The organism is Paenibacillus sp. FSL H7-0918, from assembly GCF_038007025.1.
In the GTDB taxonomy this organism is placed as follows: domain Bacteria; phylum Bacillota; class Bacilli; order Paenibacillales; family Paenibacillaceae; genus Paenibacillus_AQ; species Paenibacillus_AQ odorifer.
In genome coordinates this window covers 2,696,804-2,711,896 of the sequence record NZ_JBBOWJ010000001.1, presented here as the reverse complement: position 1 = coordinate 2,711,896, position 15,093 = coordinate 2,696,804, and the positions used below count along the sequence as shown (strand labels likewise).

Annotated in this window: 11 protein-coding genes and 1 pseudogene; 11 read left to right on the top strand and 1 reads right to left on the bottom strand. The window is 47.0% G+C overall.

Annotated elements, in window-relative coordinates:
* Positions 1–62 precede the first annotated feature (62 nt).
* The 10 genes and pseudogenes from MHI15_RS12275 to MHI15_RS12230 all read left to right on the top strand — a co-directional run bounded on the left by MHI15_RS12275 (position 63) and on the right by MHI15_RS12230 (position 12,512).
* On the top strand, positions 63–1,850 hold the full coding sequence (locus tag MHI15_RS12275) for a DEAD/DEAH box helicase (protein ID WP_081388799.1): 1,788 nt from the start codon (positions 63–65) through the stop codon (positions 1,848–1,850).
* A 200-nt stretch (positions 1,851–2,050) separates the two neighbouring features.
* Complete coding sequence (locus tag MHI15_RS12270; RefSeq protein WP_341164451.1) at positions 2,051–2,239, top strand: hypothetical protein; 189 nt, start codon at positions 2,051–2,053, stop codon at positions 2,237–2,239.
* A gap of 92 nt (positions 2,240–2,331) precedes the next feature.
* Positions 2,332–2,916: pseudogene (locus MHI15_RS12265) on the top strand (M15 family metallopeptidase); the annotation flags it as partial.
* A gap of 141 nt (positions 2,917–3,057) precedes the next feature.
* Positions 3,058–3,534 (top strand): glutathione peroxidase, encoded by a 477-nt coding sequence (locus MHI15_RS12260; RefSeq protein ID WP_076132601.1) that lies wholly within the window; start codon positions 3,058–3,060, stop codon positions 3,532–3,534.
* A 248-nt stretch (positions 3,535–3,782) separates the two neighbouring features.
* A complete protein-coding gene (locus MHI15_RS12255; protein WP_076132599.1) occupies positions 3,783–5,417 on the top strand; it encodes a formate--tetrahydrofolate ligase in 1,635 nt (544 codons plus the stop codon).
* Between the two features lie 333 nt (positions 5,418–5,750).
* Positions 5,751–7,115, top strand: coding sequence for an FAD-dependent oxidoreductase (locus tag MHI15_RS12250; protein WP_341164450.1), 1,365 nt, complete (start codon positions 5,751–5,753; stop codon positions 7,113–7,115).
* Positions 7,116–8,780: 1,665 nt separating this feature from the next.
* Complete coding sequence (locus MHI15_RS12245; protein ID WP_036681949.1) at positions 8,781–9,608, top strand: formate/nitrite transporter family protein; 828 nt, start codon at positions 8,781–8,783, stop codon at positions 9,606–9,608.
* Positions 9,609–10,067: 459 nt separating this feature from the next.
* Complete coding sequence (locus MHI15_RS12240) at positions 10,068–11,288, top strand: MFS transporter (RefSeq protein WP_340977891.1); 1,221 nt, start codon at positions 10,068–10,070, stop codon at positions 11,286–11,288.
* Between the two features lie 68 nt (positions 11,289–11,356).
* Positions 11,357–11,887, top strand: coding sequence for a GNAT family N-acetyltransferase (locus MHI15_RS12235; RefSeq protein WP_076123959.1), 531 nt, complete (start codon positions 11,357–11,359; stop codon positions 11,885–11,887).
* Positions 11,868–12,512 (top strand): MOSC domain-containing protein, encoded by a 645-nt coding sequence (locus MHI15_RS12230; RefSeq protein ID WP_340033771.1) that lies wholly within the window; start codon positions 11,868–11,870, stop codon positions 12,510–12,512. Before MHI15_RS12235 ends, MHI15_RS12230 begins: the two co-directional genes overlap by 20 nt.
* A gap of 94 nt (positions 12,513–12,606) precedes the next feature.
* Here the strand turns inward: MHI15_RS12230 and MHI15_RS12225 are convergent, their stop codons facing one another.
* A complete protein-coding gene (locus tag MHI15_RS12225; RefSeq protein ID WP_036681941.1) occupies positions 12,607–13,155 on the bottom strand; it encodes a GNAT family N-acetyltransferase in 549 nt (182 codons plus the stop codon).
* A 230-nt stretch (positions 13,156–13,385) separates the two neighbouring features.
* On the opposite strand from MHI15_RS12225, the gene MHI15_RS12220 reads away from it, so the two are divergent.
* Complete coding sequence (locus MHI15_RS12220; protein WP_076276935.1) at positions 13,386–15,092, top strand: glutamine--tRNA ligase/YqeY domain fusion protein; 1,707 nt, start codon at positions 13,386–13,388, stop codon at positions 15,090–15,092.
* Position 15,093 lies beyond the last annotated feature (1 nt).

Sequence of the window (15,093 nt, the reverse complement as noted above, 5' to 3'; positions counted from 1 at the left end):
AAGACGGAAGTTAAGAAAGAGATGTAATCAAATTAAACCGAGAAAATAGTGAGGTGGAGAATTTGCCGGGATTTAAAGATTTAGGAGTTTCAGAATTACTGTGTACATTGCTTCAAAGTCAAGGCATTGTTAAACCTACGCCAGTGCAACAGGAAGCCATTCCGCCATTGGTGCAGGGCTTGGACGTAATAGCTAGAGCGAAGACAGGTACAGGGAAGACCTTGGCCTTTTTGCTGCCAATTATGGACAAGATCCATACGGAGCGGGCTTATCCTCAGGCGCTGATTATGGCTCCAACACGTGAGCTGGCTTTGCAGATTACAGAAGAGGCACGCAAGCTGGCGCGTCATACGGATATCAAAATATTGGCGGTTTACGGGGGTCAGGATGTAGAGAAGCAACTGCGCAAGCTGGAAGGCGGCAGACATCTTATCATCGGTACACCGGGCAGACTTTTGGATCATATGCGCCGGGAAACGCTGGATCTTAGCGGTGTAAAAATGCTCGTTCTGGACGAAGCCGATCAAATGCTGCACATGGGCTTTTTGGAGGATGTTGAGACTATCATTACGGCAGTGCCTTATCGCCGTCAGACTATGTTGTTCTCCGCGACAATGCCTGATCCGATTAAACGTCTCGCTGCTAATTACATGAAAGAGCCACTGGATATCATCATTAAGAGTGGTTCGCCGATTCCGCTGGATAATATCAAACAGCAAGTAGTGGAATGCTCGGACCGTAATAAAGAAGAAGCGCTCAAATCCCTCATTGAACGGGATCGTCCTTACTTGGCTATTATTTTCTGCCGGACGAAACGACGGGTATCCAATTTGAACGAAGCGCTGCAAGCAGCCGGTTATGAATGTGACGAGCTGCACGGTGATTTGTCCCAAGGTAAACGTGAAGGCGTGATGAAAAGATTCCGTGATGCGAAGCTGCAGCTGCTTGTAGCGACAGACGTAGCAGCTCGGGGTCTGGATGTTGAAGGTATTACTCACATCTTTAACTATGATATGCCGCTTGATGTGGATAGCTATATTCACCGGATCGGCCGGACTGGCCGTGCTGGAGGCAAAGGGCTTGCAATAACTTTCGTATCTCCACGTGATCAAGAGGGTCTGGATTTGATCGAGCATGGCATCTCGCAGCGGCTGGATCGCCGCCGTTACGAGAAGGATGAATTCGGCGTTGGCGAATTCATCCCTGTGCAAGGCGGCGGTCGCCAAAGCGGCGGCGCTGAGGCAGCGCGCACGGGCCGCGGGCCGAAGACCGGCGGCTCTGGCCGCGGCGGAGCTCCGCGCGGCGAAGGCGGAGCGCGGCAAGGTGGCCGTGGCCGCGGTAAAGAAGCAGGCGGCTGGGGTGCGCCTGCAGAAGGACGCCGCGGTCGTTCCGATGCGGCGGCGGGCAAGCGTGGCGGCAGCGGCTATGACGCTGCTGCTCCTAAGGGCGGCGGCAAGGCTGCCGGCGTAGTGCGAGTAGGCGGCGGCTATGGCGCCTTCGCCTCCCGAGGCGAAGCGTCTGCCAGCGGCAACGCGGCAACGCCTAGCGCCGGTTCGCGCGGTGCGAACCGGAAGGGCGGCCCAAGCACTGGCTACAGTGAGAACGTAGCTAGAGGTGCGGACGGCGGTGCCTACACTGGAGGCACTCCACGTGGCGGCTTAGGCAGCGGCTACGGTGCAGGCCCGTCTAGAGGCGGCAAAGGTGGTAAAGGCAGCAAAGGAGGATACGCCGGTGCCAAGGGTGGCGCTGCTGGCAAAGGCGGCCGCAACGGCGGCGGCGGATCTTCACGCGGTGGCCGTAGCAATGGATCCGGTGGCTTTAAAAGCGGCGGTCGCGGTACTTCCAGATAAAGTTAGTAGAGTTTTATAGATGAAACTTGTTACCATAGGGTAGTTAGCGCTGAAGCTAATGACCTATGGTAACCTTTATTTTATAGCGTAGAACATATTGATTTTTATATTTAAATTAGGTTCTTAGTGAAACATTTATGAAGGAAAGCCTGTCTAATAGATAAATAGAATGTTCGGCTTCGAGGAGGAAGAACTTACAGATGTCAAAAAAATTTAAAATTATAATCTTGTTAATTGTCGTTATTGCTGTCGGTTGGGGAATAGGAAAGTACACGTCTCCTTCTGCTTCGGAGAGTAACGGTTCAAATATAAATGTGGGGGATAATCTTCAAGGTGAGCCTGGGGATACGGGGGAAAGTGATGGAGGGGGATTACAGACCCGGCAGTAGCTGATCCATCTGATACACCAGATCCATCAGAACCCTCCAGTCCGCCTGAATCAGGCGGTGATAATGCCGGTAGTGTACCAGATCCTATATCTGCAGAGCCTGATAGTATTACAGTGATGGTAAATAAGCAGTATGGTTTGCCTGATAATTATAAACCAACGGATCTTGTCTATCCTGATGTCCGTTTTACCTTCAAAGAGAAAATCGAAAAGCGTATGATGCGCAGCGAAGCCGCTAAAGCCTTGGAGAAGATGTTCGCAGGTGCAGAGGAAGACGGAATTTATTTAGCGGGCGTTTCTGCCTACCGCTCACAGGCAACCCAGACGACTTTGTATAACCGTTATGTGGAGAGAGATGGGGAAGAAAAAGCCCGTACTTACAGTGCAGTCCCTGGCTATAGCGAGCATCAGACCGGGCTGGCTATTGATGTCTCGGGAAGTGATGGCAAGTGTGCCGCCGAGAGCTGTTTTGGTGGAACGAAGGAAGCCGAGTGGTTGGCCAAGCATGTAGGAGAATATGGTTTTATCATCAGATATCCTGAAGGTAAGCAAGACATTACCGGATATAAGTACGAGCCTTGGCATATCCGTTATGTAGGTAAGGACATTGCTGCCTATATCAATGAGAAGGATATTACGTTGGAAGAATATTATGACGCAATTCCGGTATCGAAATAACACAGACGCAGAGAGCAGTCCTATGAAATTTGTAGGGCTGCTTTTTCTATGGCAATAAAAAAAGCTCAGAAGTTGCATTCCCTTACAGTTCGGGTAAGATACGTAGTGTAGTCTAAGTACAAGGAAGGAAGGGGAATAAAGATGTCGATCTACAATTTTGCCGGCGTTACACCTTCGGGTAAAGAAGTGCCGTTTGCGGAGTATGAAGGTAAGGTGCTGCTGATTGCTAATACGGCTAGTAAGTGCGGACTTACGCCACAGTATGGAGACCTTCAGAAACTATACGAACAGTATAGCGATCAAGGACTTGCAGTATTAGGATTCCCCTGCAACCAGTTTGCGGGCCAGGAGCCAGGTACGAGTGAAGAGGCTGAGGAATTCTGTCAGATTAATTATGGAGTTACCTTTCCGGTCTTCGCCAAAGTTGATGTTAATGGACCGGATGCCAGCCCGCTTTTTAAATATTTGAAGGAGCAGCAGCCTGGTGCTGGAGACAGCAGCGACATTAGCTGGAATTTCACGAAATTTCTAATTGATCGCAGCGGCAATGTAGTGGCTCGTGTGGAGCCCAAAGAATCGCCGGAAACGATGAAACAACATATTGAGTCACTACTGTAGATCCATTATGGGGTCAGTTGCAGAGTGATCTTTCAAGTATCCCTTCGACTCGGTTTCGACCGATGCTCGCGGGGATTTTCTTTTTTTAAAGGATTAATGGAGATTGCCTTGAATTTTTATTGTGATAAATTATACTTGACGCTTTAAAAAGACGATGTATCCTTTGAAGAGAATATAGCAACTGTGCGAACATGCATAAAAAAGCGGAGTACAGCAGGATAATAACGGCAGGAGGGTTTTATACAAGCATGAAGTTAATTACAGAGGTAGCAGCACAAGCAGGAATCGACGAGCAGCATCTGGAACTATACGGCAAATATAAAAGCAAACTCTCACCTTCCTTATGGGAGGATATGAAAAACAAGCCAGATGGCAAGCTGGTTCTGGTCACTGCGGTGAATCCGACCCCTGCTGGAGAGGGTAAGACCTTAACAACCATCGGGTTGGCGCAGGCAATGAATGCAGCAGGTGTGAAGACTGTGGCTGCTTTACGTGAGCCCTCGCTTGGGCCTTGCTTAGGGATGAAGGGCGGTGCAACAGGCGGCGGGAAGTCGCAGATTGTTCCGGCTGATGAGATTAATTTGCACTTTACCGGTGACATTCATGCAGTAACTTCTGCGCATAATTTATTGTCCGCTATGATTGACAATCATATCTTCCAAGGCAATGAGCTGGGACTGGATCCGCAGCGTATCGTTTGGAAACGTGTCATGGATATGAATGACCGCAGCCTGCGCAGTATTGTGACTGGGCTCGGGGACGGAAATGGAGCGGTACGGGAAAGTGGCTTTCAGATTACAACAGCTTCTGAGATTATGGCTGTGTTATGCCTATGCGATAACCTTATTGATCTCAAGAAGCGTTTAAATCGTATTCTGATTGGTTACGACCAAGAGGGACAACCGGTAACAGCTGAGCAAATCGGGGCCGTTGAAGCGATGACAGCGCTGCTTAAGGAAGCAGTTAAGCCAAACTTGGTACAGACTCTGGAAGGTACGCCTGTTATTGTGCACGGGGGGCCGTTTGCGAATATCGCTCATGGCTGCAGCAGTGTTATTGGCACTCGTTATGCCCTTAAGCTGGGAGAGGTTGTGGTCACCGAAGCAGGCTTCGGAGCGGATCTTGGTGCAGAGAAATTCATGGATATCAAATGCCAACAGGCCGGGTTGACTCCTTCTGCTGCTGTTCTTGTTGTAACTGTTAAGTCCTTAAAATATAACGGTGGTGTGCCTAAAGGTGAGCTTCTAACCGAGAATCGGACGGCGCTGCGCGCGGGATTGGTGAATTTAGAACGTCATGTAGAGAATCTCGGTAAATTTGGAGTCCCTGTTTTAGTTGCCATAAATCATTTTGAAGGGGACAGTGAGGGCGAGATTAACGATGTACTGGAGGCCTGCCGCAATTTAAACGTGCCGGCTGCGATCTCAAAAGTATGGGCGGAAGGTAGTGCAGGTGGACAGGAGTTGGCTTCTGAGCTGAACAAGCTCTTGGACAATAGTGGCACGAGCCAGTTTGCTCCTTTGTATGAGAAGGATCTCAACATTTCATCCAAAATTAACAAAATTGTCCGTGAGATCTACCGCGGGGCAGAAGTGAACTTTTCTCCGGCGGCTAAGCGGAGTCTGGCGGTTATCGAGCGGCTTGGGCTAAATGATCTTCAAGTATGTTTGGCGAAGACACCTTATTCCTTCTCCGACCAGCCTAGACTACTCGGAGCACCTGAAGGCTTTACGATTGGTGTCCGAGATATTACCCTTTCACTTGGTGCCGGCTTTGCGGTAGTTATTACAGGCAATATCGTTACGATGCCAGGTCTGCCAGCTAAGCCAGCTGCTGAGGGACTATGGATGGACGAGGACGGCGAGATTCACGGTCTGGTGTAAAGTGTTTTTATAAAAGGCTTCTCCTTATTGAATTAGAGGGGAAGCCTTTTTTATGTTTCCTTTGAATTCCTGCAAAATGCGGATCATAATGTACCTCCCACGTGGCAAAGCTAACGGAGTCGCATTCGGCAGCAGTGGCGGAAAAAAACTTAAAATTGTGAACAATATGAGGATATAGGTAAAAAAGACTTGTAATGTGATAAATATCACAATATAATCAGTTTATAAAGTGAAATTAATCACAACCAACCCATTGTTGATCAGATTCCATCATTGATCGGTCATGCAAGTCAAATATATAACCCGATTGTCCATTTGAAGGAGGAAGAAATAATGAAAGTAGCTGTCATTGGATGTACCCATGCCGGAACCGCCGCAATTGTGAATACTGCTCAGCTTTACCCGGATGCCGAGATTACTGTATATGAGCGTAATGATAATATTTCCTTCTTATCCTGTGGAATTGCCTTGTATGTAGGTGGAGTGGTCAAAGACCCAGAGGGGCTATTCTATTCTTCACCAGAAAAGCTTGCAGAGCTTGGCGTAAAGACCAATATGCGTCATGAAGTAACTGCAGTGGATACGAATTCCAAAACATTACGTGTTCGCAATCTGGAGACAGGCCGCGAGTTCGCTGACACCTACGATAAGCTGATTATGACTACAGGTTCATGGCCGATTGTGCCGAAGCTTGAAGGGTTTGAACTCGAGGGGATTTTACTTTCCAAGAACTATGATCATTCCAACACTATTATAGAAAAAGCTAAACAAGCGAATAAAATAACCGTCGTCGGTGCTGGATATATCGGCGTTGAACTGGTGGAAGCTTTTCAAATGAATGGTAAGCAAGTTACGCTAATTGATGGTGAAGATCGCATTCTGAGTAAATATCTGGACCAAGAATTTACTGCACCGATCGAACAATCTTTTCAGGATCATGGGATTAAATTGGCACTGAATGAGAAGGTCAGCTTTTTTGCAGGCAAAGACGGTAAGGTTACAAAAGTTATTACAAGCAAAGGTGAGCATGAGACAGATCTGGTCATTCTCTGCATTGGTTTCCGTCCTAATACTGAACTCTTAAAAGGTCAAGTCGATATGCTGCCTAATGGTGCCATTGTAGTCAATAACTATATGCAGACTAGCTGCCCGGATGTATATGCCGCTGGCGACAGCTGTGCGATTCATTACAACCCTACAGGCAAACACGCCTATATCCCACTGGCAACCAATGCTGTGCGGATGGGAACCTTAGTTGCACGCAACTTGGTAACAGAAACCATTCCTTATATGGGTACACAAGGGACTTCGGGCATTAAGATTTATGAAGACAATATCGCTGCAACAGGGCTTACTGAAGAAGGAGCTAAGGCTGAAGGAATGGACGTAGAAACCGCCATGATTATTGATAACTACCGTCCGGAATTTATGCCAACCTTTGAGCAGGTTCAGTTAAAAGTAGTGTTTGATCGCGCCACACGCCGTATTCTCGGGGCTCAAATTATGTCCAAGATGGATCTGACGCAATCGATCAACACAGTGTCTGTATGTATTCAAAATCAAATGACAATCGACCAACTAGCCTTTATCGATTTCTTCTTCCAACCGCATTACAACAAACCTTGGAACTTCCTGAATACAGTAGGTCTTCAAGCGCTGCCGACAACAGTACCAAGCAAAGAGGCTGTAACGGTTTAAAAAGAAACGATTGTTTCTGAGTGATTTATCGACGAAAAGACAACCTTATAAAGCTAGAAAAGCAGCGATTCTCCTGTAACGGGAGGATTGCTGCTTTTTTTGTTAGGTGCAGAATGATTAGCTGCTTGGGTAGATGCAATCCAATGGCTTCGGTGATGGTAGCAATCCAAATATGCTCAAAAGTTACGACTAGGGTCAACTGTGTCCGATCGTGCTGAGTCATCATCCCTCCGCAGAAGCTTTCGGACTCAGAAGGCGCTATTTAGCAATTAATCGCCGTTTGAGTGTGATTTCGGACTCCAATGCAGCTATTACATAGAATGAGGTACAACTAGTGTGTTTTTCGTGCTAATAGCGACTATGGGGTCCGATAGCGAGCCAAATGTGCTCAAAAGCTACGTATAGGTTCATCTGAGTCCGATCGTGCCGAGTCATCATCCCTCCGCAGAAGCTTTCGGACTCAGAAGCCGCTAATTAGCAAATAATCGCCTATTGAGCGTGGTTTCGGACTCCAATGCAGCTATTACATAGAATGAGGTACAACTAGTGTGTTTTTCGTGCTAATAGCGACTATGGGGTCCGATAGCAAGCCAAATGTGCTCGAAAGTTACGTATAGGGTCATCTGAGTCCGATCGTGCCGAGTCATCATCCCTCCGCAGAAGCTTTCGGACTCAGAAGCCGCTAATTAGCAAATAATCGCCTATTGAGCGTGGTTTCGGACTCCAATGCAGCTATTACTTAGAATGAGGTGCATTGAGTGTGTTTTTCGTGCTAATAGCGACTATGGGGTCCGATAGCAAGCCAAATGTGCTCGAAAGTTACGAGTAGGGTCAACTGTGTCCGATCGTGCTGAGTCATCATCCCTCCGCAGAAGCTTTCGGACTCAGAAGGCGCTATTTAGCAATTAATCGCCGTTTGAGTGTGATTTCGGACTCCAATGCAGCTATTACATAGAATGAGGTACAACTAGTGTGTTTTTCGTGCTAATAGCGACTATGGGGTCCGATAGCAAGCCAAATGTGCTCAAAAGCTACGTATAAGGTCATCTGAGTCCGATCGTGCTGAATCATCGCCCTCCGCAGAAGCTTTCGGACTCAGAAGCCGCTATTTAGCAATAATCGCCGTTTGAGCGTGATTTCGGACTCCAGTGCAGCTATTACATAGAACGAGTTACAACTAGTGTGTTTTTGGTGCCAATAGCGACTATGGGGTCCGATAGCGAGTCAAATGTGCTCGAAAGTTACAAATAAGGTTATCTGAGTCCGATGTCCGGGTGTGGGCCAAATATGCTCAAAAGCTACGATTAGAGTCATCCGAGTCCGATAGAATGCCGATAGTGAAGTATGACGATAGTGAAGTATGACGATAGTGAGGTATGACTACAGTGAGGTATAGCTACTGTGAGATCTTGCTGCATATAAGGACAACGGTGTCCGATAGCTGCTGCGTACCTCAAATGTAATCCAACGAAACAAGATATGCTGGCTTAGCCGGTCATACACAAACTTCTATTTGTGCACAGGTCGCAGTAAATTTGACATGTCGGTGAAAAGTTTCACTTAGTTTTCTCAAAGTGATAATTATCACGTTAATGTGTTTTACGACACGCTACAATGGTCATAAAGGAACAAATTTGAAGTAAATAGATGAAGGGGATAGGAACCATGGCTTATAGCAAACCGCAGCAAATTGCCGAAGTAACTGTAGAGAACGGCATAAAAAAAGCTCATAATCCGCTAAGTACCGTACTTATTCTGGGCTTTTTGGGAGGAGCGTTTATTGCGCTCGGGTTTTTATTAGATATTCGCGTCATTGCTGGCGCACCACAGGAATGGGGTTCCATTGCTAACTTTATCGGAGCCGCAGTCTTCCCCGTTGGGCTGATCATGGTACTCCTTGCAGGTGGAGAACTACTGACAGGGAATATGATGGCCGTGCCGCTTGCTTTTATGGCTAAGAAGATTTCTTTCTGGGAAGTTGTGAAGAATCTTTTGCTCATTACGATTAGTAATCTGGCAGGGGCATTATTTGTAGCTTATTTCTTCGGTCATGTGGTGGGTTTAACTTCAGAGGGTGTGTATTTAGAAAAATTGGTGGATATGGCTGGTCATAAAATCGATGCAGAATTCTTTCCGGCATTTGTTTCGGGTATCGGCTGTAACTGGCTCGTTGCGCTGGCCGTATGGCTCTCCTATGGAGCAGATAACTTCAGCGGCAAAATCCTTGGTATTTGGTTCCCAACGATGGCCTTTGTTGCGATCGGATTCCAGCACGTTGTAGCTAACATGTTCCTAATTCCAGCAGCTATTTTTGAAGGTTACTATTCATGGGGGCAATATTTCACTAACTTTGTTCCCGTCTGGCTCGGAAATCTAACGGGTGGGGCAATATTTGTCGCAGCTGCCTATTGGATGGCATACTTGCGTAAAGCACCTACGGCTATTCAATCCGTAGATAGCATGTCCGGCAGCAGTGTCAAAAAACACGCTTAAGCTCGTCTTATAGAGCACTCCATAGAACATTCAAGGTCTGCCTTATTGGTGGCGTTAATGTTTTAGGGGTGCTTTTTGTTATGTAGACACAAAAAAATCCGCCGTGATATATCCGCGCTCGGGGGAACGAAATCGGATCACGGCGAATTTTGAAGGGGGAGTGTTTCTAGGCTCTATTACCCCGTCTTTCTAAAAGCGAATCAGTTTCTTCTTGTTTGTTTGCTTTACGGACGACAGCCACGGCTTTAAAATAAGAATAGATATTAGAACTAGGGAGGACTGCGGACGTGAACCCCAAGGGAGACGGGATATTTCATGCTATATGTGCGTTTTATCCTTTAGATTTCATGCGTACTTTATCACGATAAAACGTCAATGTGTATGCTTGCTCATAGCCCTGTTTTGGGATGATACTGGATGAATTAATGACACATATATAACAGGGGATGTACACTACTTATGAAGTTTTTACAGGCATATCCAAAAGAAGTGAAAATATTTCTCATTGCCAGCCTAATTAACGCAACAGGTAGTGCGCTGATGTGGCCGCTCGTTACGATGTATGTATTTGATGAGCTTGGACGCAGCATGTCAGATGCTGGACTGGTGATTCTTATTCAATCGGTTGGTGGGATCGTGGGTCAACTACTCGGGGGCTCACTCTATCATAAGGTAGGCGTGAACCGGCTGATTGTCGGAGCGCTCGCCATGAATGCTTTGGCACTGTTCACCTTGCCGGCAGCTAGTAACAACTGGACGTTATTTATGGTTGCAATGGGACTAGTGGGATTATTTAATTCCTTATCATTACCTGCCATTCAGGCATTTATCGGCTTTCGTTTCACGAAGCAGCGTGGTGAGCTGTTTAATGTTATTTATGTCGCCAATAATATTGGTGTAGCACTGGGGACGGCATTAAGTGGTTTTTTGGCCGATATTTCCTATATGCTAAGCTTTGTAATGAATGGTGTAACCTCGGCGGTATTTGCGGGTTTCTTTTTTATATATCTGAAGAAAATCGGTGGAGAACCTGCGCATGAGGTAATGGGGCATCAGAAGAATGAACCAGAGAAACAATCCACGTGGAAGCTAATGGGGCATACTCGTATTTATCTTTATATGGGGATCGGTTCTTTGTTCCTGCTTCTCGGTAACTCTATCTGGAATACAGGGGTATCTCCGTTCATTATTTCAGAGGGCTGGCCTAAGAAAACTTATGGTTTTCTCTGGACACTGAACGGTATTTTGATTTTTGCAGCTCAGCCATTGGTAACAATGATTAAGCGCTGGTTCGCGTCTACCTCAACGGCGCAAATGACTGCAAGTGCCCTGTTTTATTTGGGTGGCTATGCGTTTCTTTTGTGGATGCCTAATTATCCTGGATTAGTGCTTGGAATGGTGCTTGCTACACTGGGAGAAATGCTGATTTCTCCAGCGATGCCATCCTTTATCTCGGATCATGCGGGGCGCAGCGCACCGTTTTATTTGGGACTAAGCGGAGGGATTGGTGCAGTCGGGAGAGTCATTGGCCCTTACTTCATGGGCAGACTGTATGATAGCGGTGGTTTGGCACCAACAGCCTGGCTGGCTTGTGCGATGGCGCTGCTGTCTGTAGGGTTTTTCGTCATCCATGCTTTAGTCAATCGTAAAGGCCATTCGTTAGAGCGGTCCGCAGGATAACTATACACAGTGGATTCCAACATCTGCTGTGAATTCTATAGAGGTGCAAGGCAAGGGGTGTACATCTTATGAAACAAATCAACAAGGCAAGGTTAACTATTAGACCCTCAGAGATTAAAGACGTGCGAGAACTGATTGATCTGGACCATCTGATTTGGACAGAGGACACTAGCCCGGGACCTATGTTGTGGCGCTCACAAGAGGATTTCTTGCTGAATGCTCCCCCGGGCTCTCAGCTCGTAGCGCTGCAAGATGACAAGCTATGTGGATATGTCGGGTTTGGCTGCCCTAGTAGAATGGAGAGCAACCGGCATGTGTGCGAGGTTAATATTGCTGTTCATCCGAACTATCAACGTTTAGGCATCGGCCGGCAGCTCATGGAAGCCATTAAGGAACACGCTGCGGCGCATGCTATTCGTAAGCTTCGTCTGCGTGTATTATCCTGCAATGAATCAGCGATTTCTTTTTACCGGGAATGCGGTTTTGTGGAAGAGGGGCGTCTGCGGGAGGAGTTTTATCTTGGCGGTCGTTATGTGGATGAGATATTTATGAGCTGCATGCTGACAGGAGGAAATGGATATGGAGATCGTCTCGCTTAATGTCGGTCGGCCGGTGACGGTGGATTATCGGGGAAAACCTTTGGAGACCGGAATTTATAAAACGCCTGTAGATGGATCAGTTCAGCTACATACCAATGGATTTGTTGGAGATGGCCAGGCAGATCTTAAACATCATGGAGGTCCTGACAAGGCGGTATGCGCCTATCCCATTGAGCACTATCCGTATTGGGAACAGCAGCTGGGAAAGAAACTGGAGTACTCGGCTTTTGGAGAAAATATCACCACAACGGGTCTACTGGAGACAGAGGTGTGTATTGGCGATGTATATGAAATAGGCACCACTTTGCTTCAGGTTAGCCAACCACGATACCCTTGCTTCAAAATCTCACAAAAGCATGGACCCGCAGATCTACCGGCTCAAGTTCTGGATACAAGGTATAGCGGATTTTACTTACGTGTACTTCGTGAAGGAATGATTTCAACCGGCGATGCAATTGTCAAAAAAGAAAACGGAGACAGCATTGCTTCCATGGCGCATGTACTGCATTTAATGCAGGTTGGGCTGCAAGAGGAAGCTGCTCTGGCAGAGCTTGTGGAGCTGGAAGCTCTCTCAGCCGTAGTACGGAACAAGTTTCGAAAACAGCTGGGTATGCCAGAGATCTAATCTTGGTCTGCACAATAAAATAAACCTGGGGGCGTATGCCAGCCAGGTTTATTTCTGCTTACGTGTTTGTTTAACTTTGCTTTGCTTAAGTAACTTAGCCGAGCAGCTGCCACTCACTACGTAATAAACCATATACGGCGTGATTCACGTAGCCATCGGGCAGCTTTTCTGCCTGTCTGATCACACCTTCGAGCACAAAACCAAGCCGTTCAGGAATTGCCCGGCTAGTTACGTTGGCGGTTGCGCAGCGAATTTCTACCCGCTGCAGCTCCATTTCAAGCAGGGCGTAGTCTACTAGAACTCGGCAGGCACTGGTCATATAACCTTTGCCTTCATATCCATCACCAAGCCAATAACCAATCCCTACGGAACGGTTATGCCAGTCAATCTGGTGATACCCAATGACGCCAGCGAGCTCGCCGCGGACCCAAAGTCCAGCAGTGAAGGCGCCATTGTCGGTGCCTTGTTTTATAGCATTTTTAATGAAATTAAGGGTGTGATCCTGTTCCGTAACGGCATCAACCCAAGGAAGCCATTGCCTAAGTCGTTCCCGCGAGCGCTCCACTAACGCGAATATGTGCCTAGCATGCTCAGGCATGAGTGGCTTTAAGATAAGCTCTTCGTCGATGACATAATTAAACAAGCGGTTGCCTCCTTTTCGGCACAAGGCCTTATGTATGATTATGGATTTTTTCTTATGATTATCATGCTACTCTATCGCCCGCAGAGAAGTCAAAAGGTCTAAAGATGCTAAAAATTGATCCAGGCCATGTGCCCCCTTTTATTGAACAATCTACAGTTAACGGGTATATTAGTAGGAAACATGTTTATACAAGAAGTAGTGTAACACTACAGAACGAAAGGTTGATAGCTGTGGAGAACCGTACTACCCCCTCCAATTTTATTAAAAATGTTATTACCGAAGACCTCCGTACGGGTAAAGTAAAAGAAGTTGTCACACGCTTTCCGCCGGAGCCGAACGGTTACTTACATATCGGACATGCCAAGGCGATTTGGATTAACTTTACACTGGCGGACGAGTTCGGTGGCAAGACTAACCTAAGATTTGACGACACGAATCCTGCCAAAGAAGATACGGAATATGTGAACTCCATTCAGGAAGATGTAAAGTGGCTGGGCTATGAATGGGAAGAGCTGCGTTTTGCATCGGATTATTTTGAGGAAATGTACAAACGTGCCGAATTATTAATTACTAAAGGTAAAGCTTATGTAGATGACCTCAGCGCGGATGAAATTCGCCAATTGCGGGGAACGCTGACGGAGCCAGGACAGAACAGCCCACATCGTGAGCGCAGCATCGAAGAGAATTTGGATCTGTTCCGCCGTATGCGGGCAGGGGAATTCAAAGATGGTGAGAAGGTTCTTCGTGCCAAGATCGATATGGCTTCACCAAATATTAATCTGCGTGATCCTGTCATCTATCGGATTACTCATGCGCATCACCATAATACAGGGGATAAATGGTGCATCTACCCGATGTACACGTTCGCTCATCCACTTGAGGACGCCATTGAAGGTGTAACTCACTCCCTTTGTTCGCTTGAGTTTGAAGATCAACGCCCATTTTATGATTGGGTCGTAGCGGAATGTGAGATGCCTTCTGTTCCGCATCAATATGAATTCGGCCGTCTGAATCTCGCTCAAACCATGACTAGTAAACGTAAGCTGAAGCTGCTGGTAGACGAAAAACATGTGGATGGCTGGGACGATCCGCGGATGCCAACGATCTCCGGCCTGCGCCGCAGAGGATATACGCCGGAAGCGATTCGTAAATTCGTGTACGAAGCAGGGATCTCCAAGAGTCAGGGTCTAGTGGACCTGCAAATGCTGGAGCACTTTATCCGGGAAGACCTTAAGTTAACTGTGCCTCGCACCATGGCTATACTTCGTCCGCTTAAGGTTGTTATCACCAATTATCCGGAAGGCCAAACAGAATGGCTTGAAGCGGAGAATAATACAGAGAATGAAGAAATGGGTGTACGCCAAATTCCGTTCTCTCGTGAGATTTATGTTGAGCGCGACGACTTTATGGAGAATCCGCCCAATAAATATTTCCGCTTGTTCCCCGGCAATGAAGTACGCCTGAAGCATGCTTATTTCATCAAATGTAATGAAGTCATTAAAGATGAGAATGGCGAGGTTGTTGAACTGCATTGTACGTATGATCCGGAAACAAAGAGTGGCAGTGGATTTACAGGCCGTAAGGTAAAAGGTACTCTGCACTGGGTAGAAGCTAGTCAAGCTGTGCCTGCAGAATTCCGTTTATACGAGCCACTGATTTCTGCTGAAGAAGTAGATGAAGCTGCAGAAGTTGAAGGTCTGGATTCCACGGTAGAGAAAGCGGAGCCTAGCTTCTTGGATCAGCTTAATCCTAAATCCATTGAAATCTTACAAGGTTTTGTGGAACCCGAGCTTAAGGACAGTGTGGCTCAGGATAAATTCCAGTTCTTCCGTCATGGCTATTTTAATGTAGATAGCAAATATTCGGCGCCTGGGCATCTCGTATTCAATCTTATCGTTTCACTGAAGAGTTCATTTCAGCCTCCAAAACAAGGCTAAC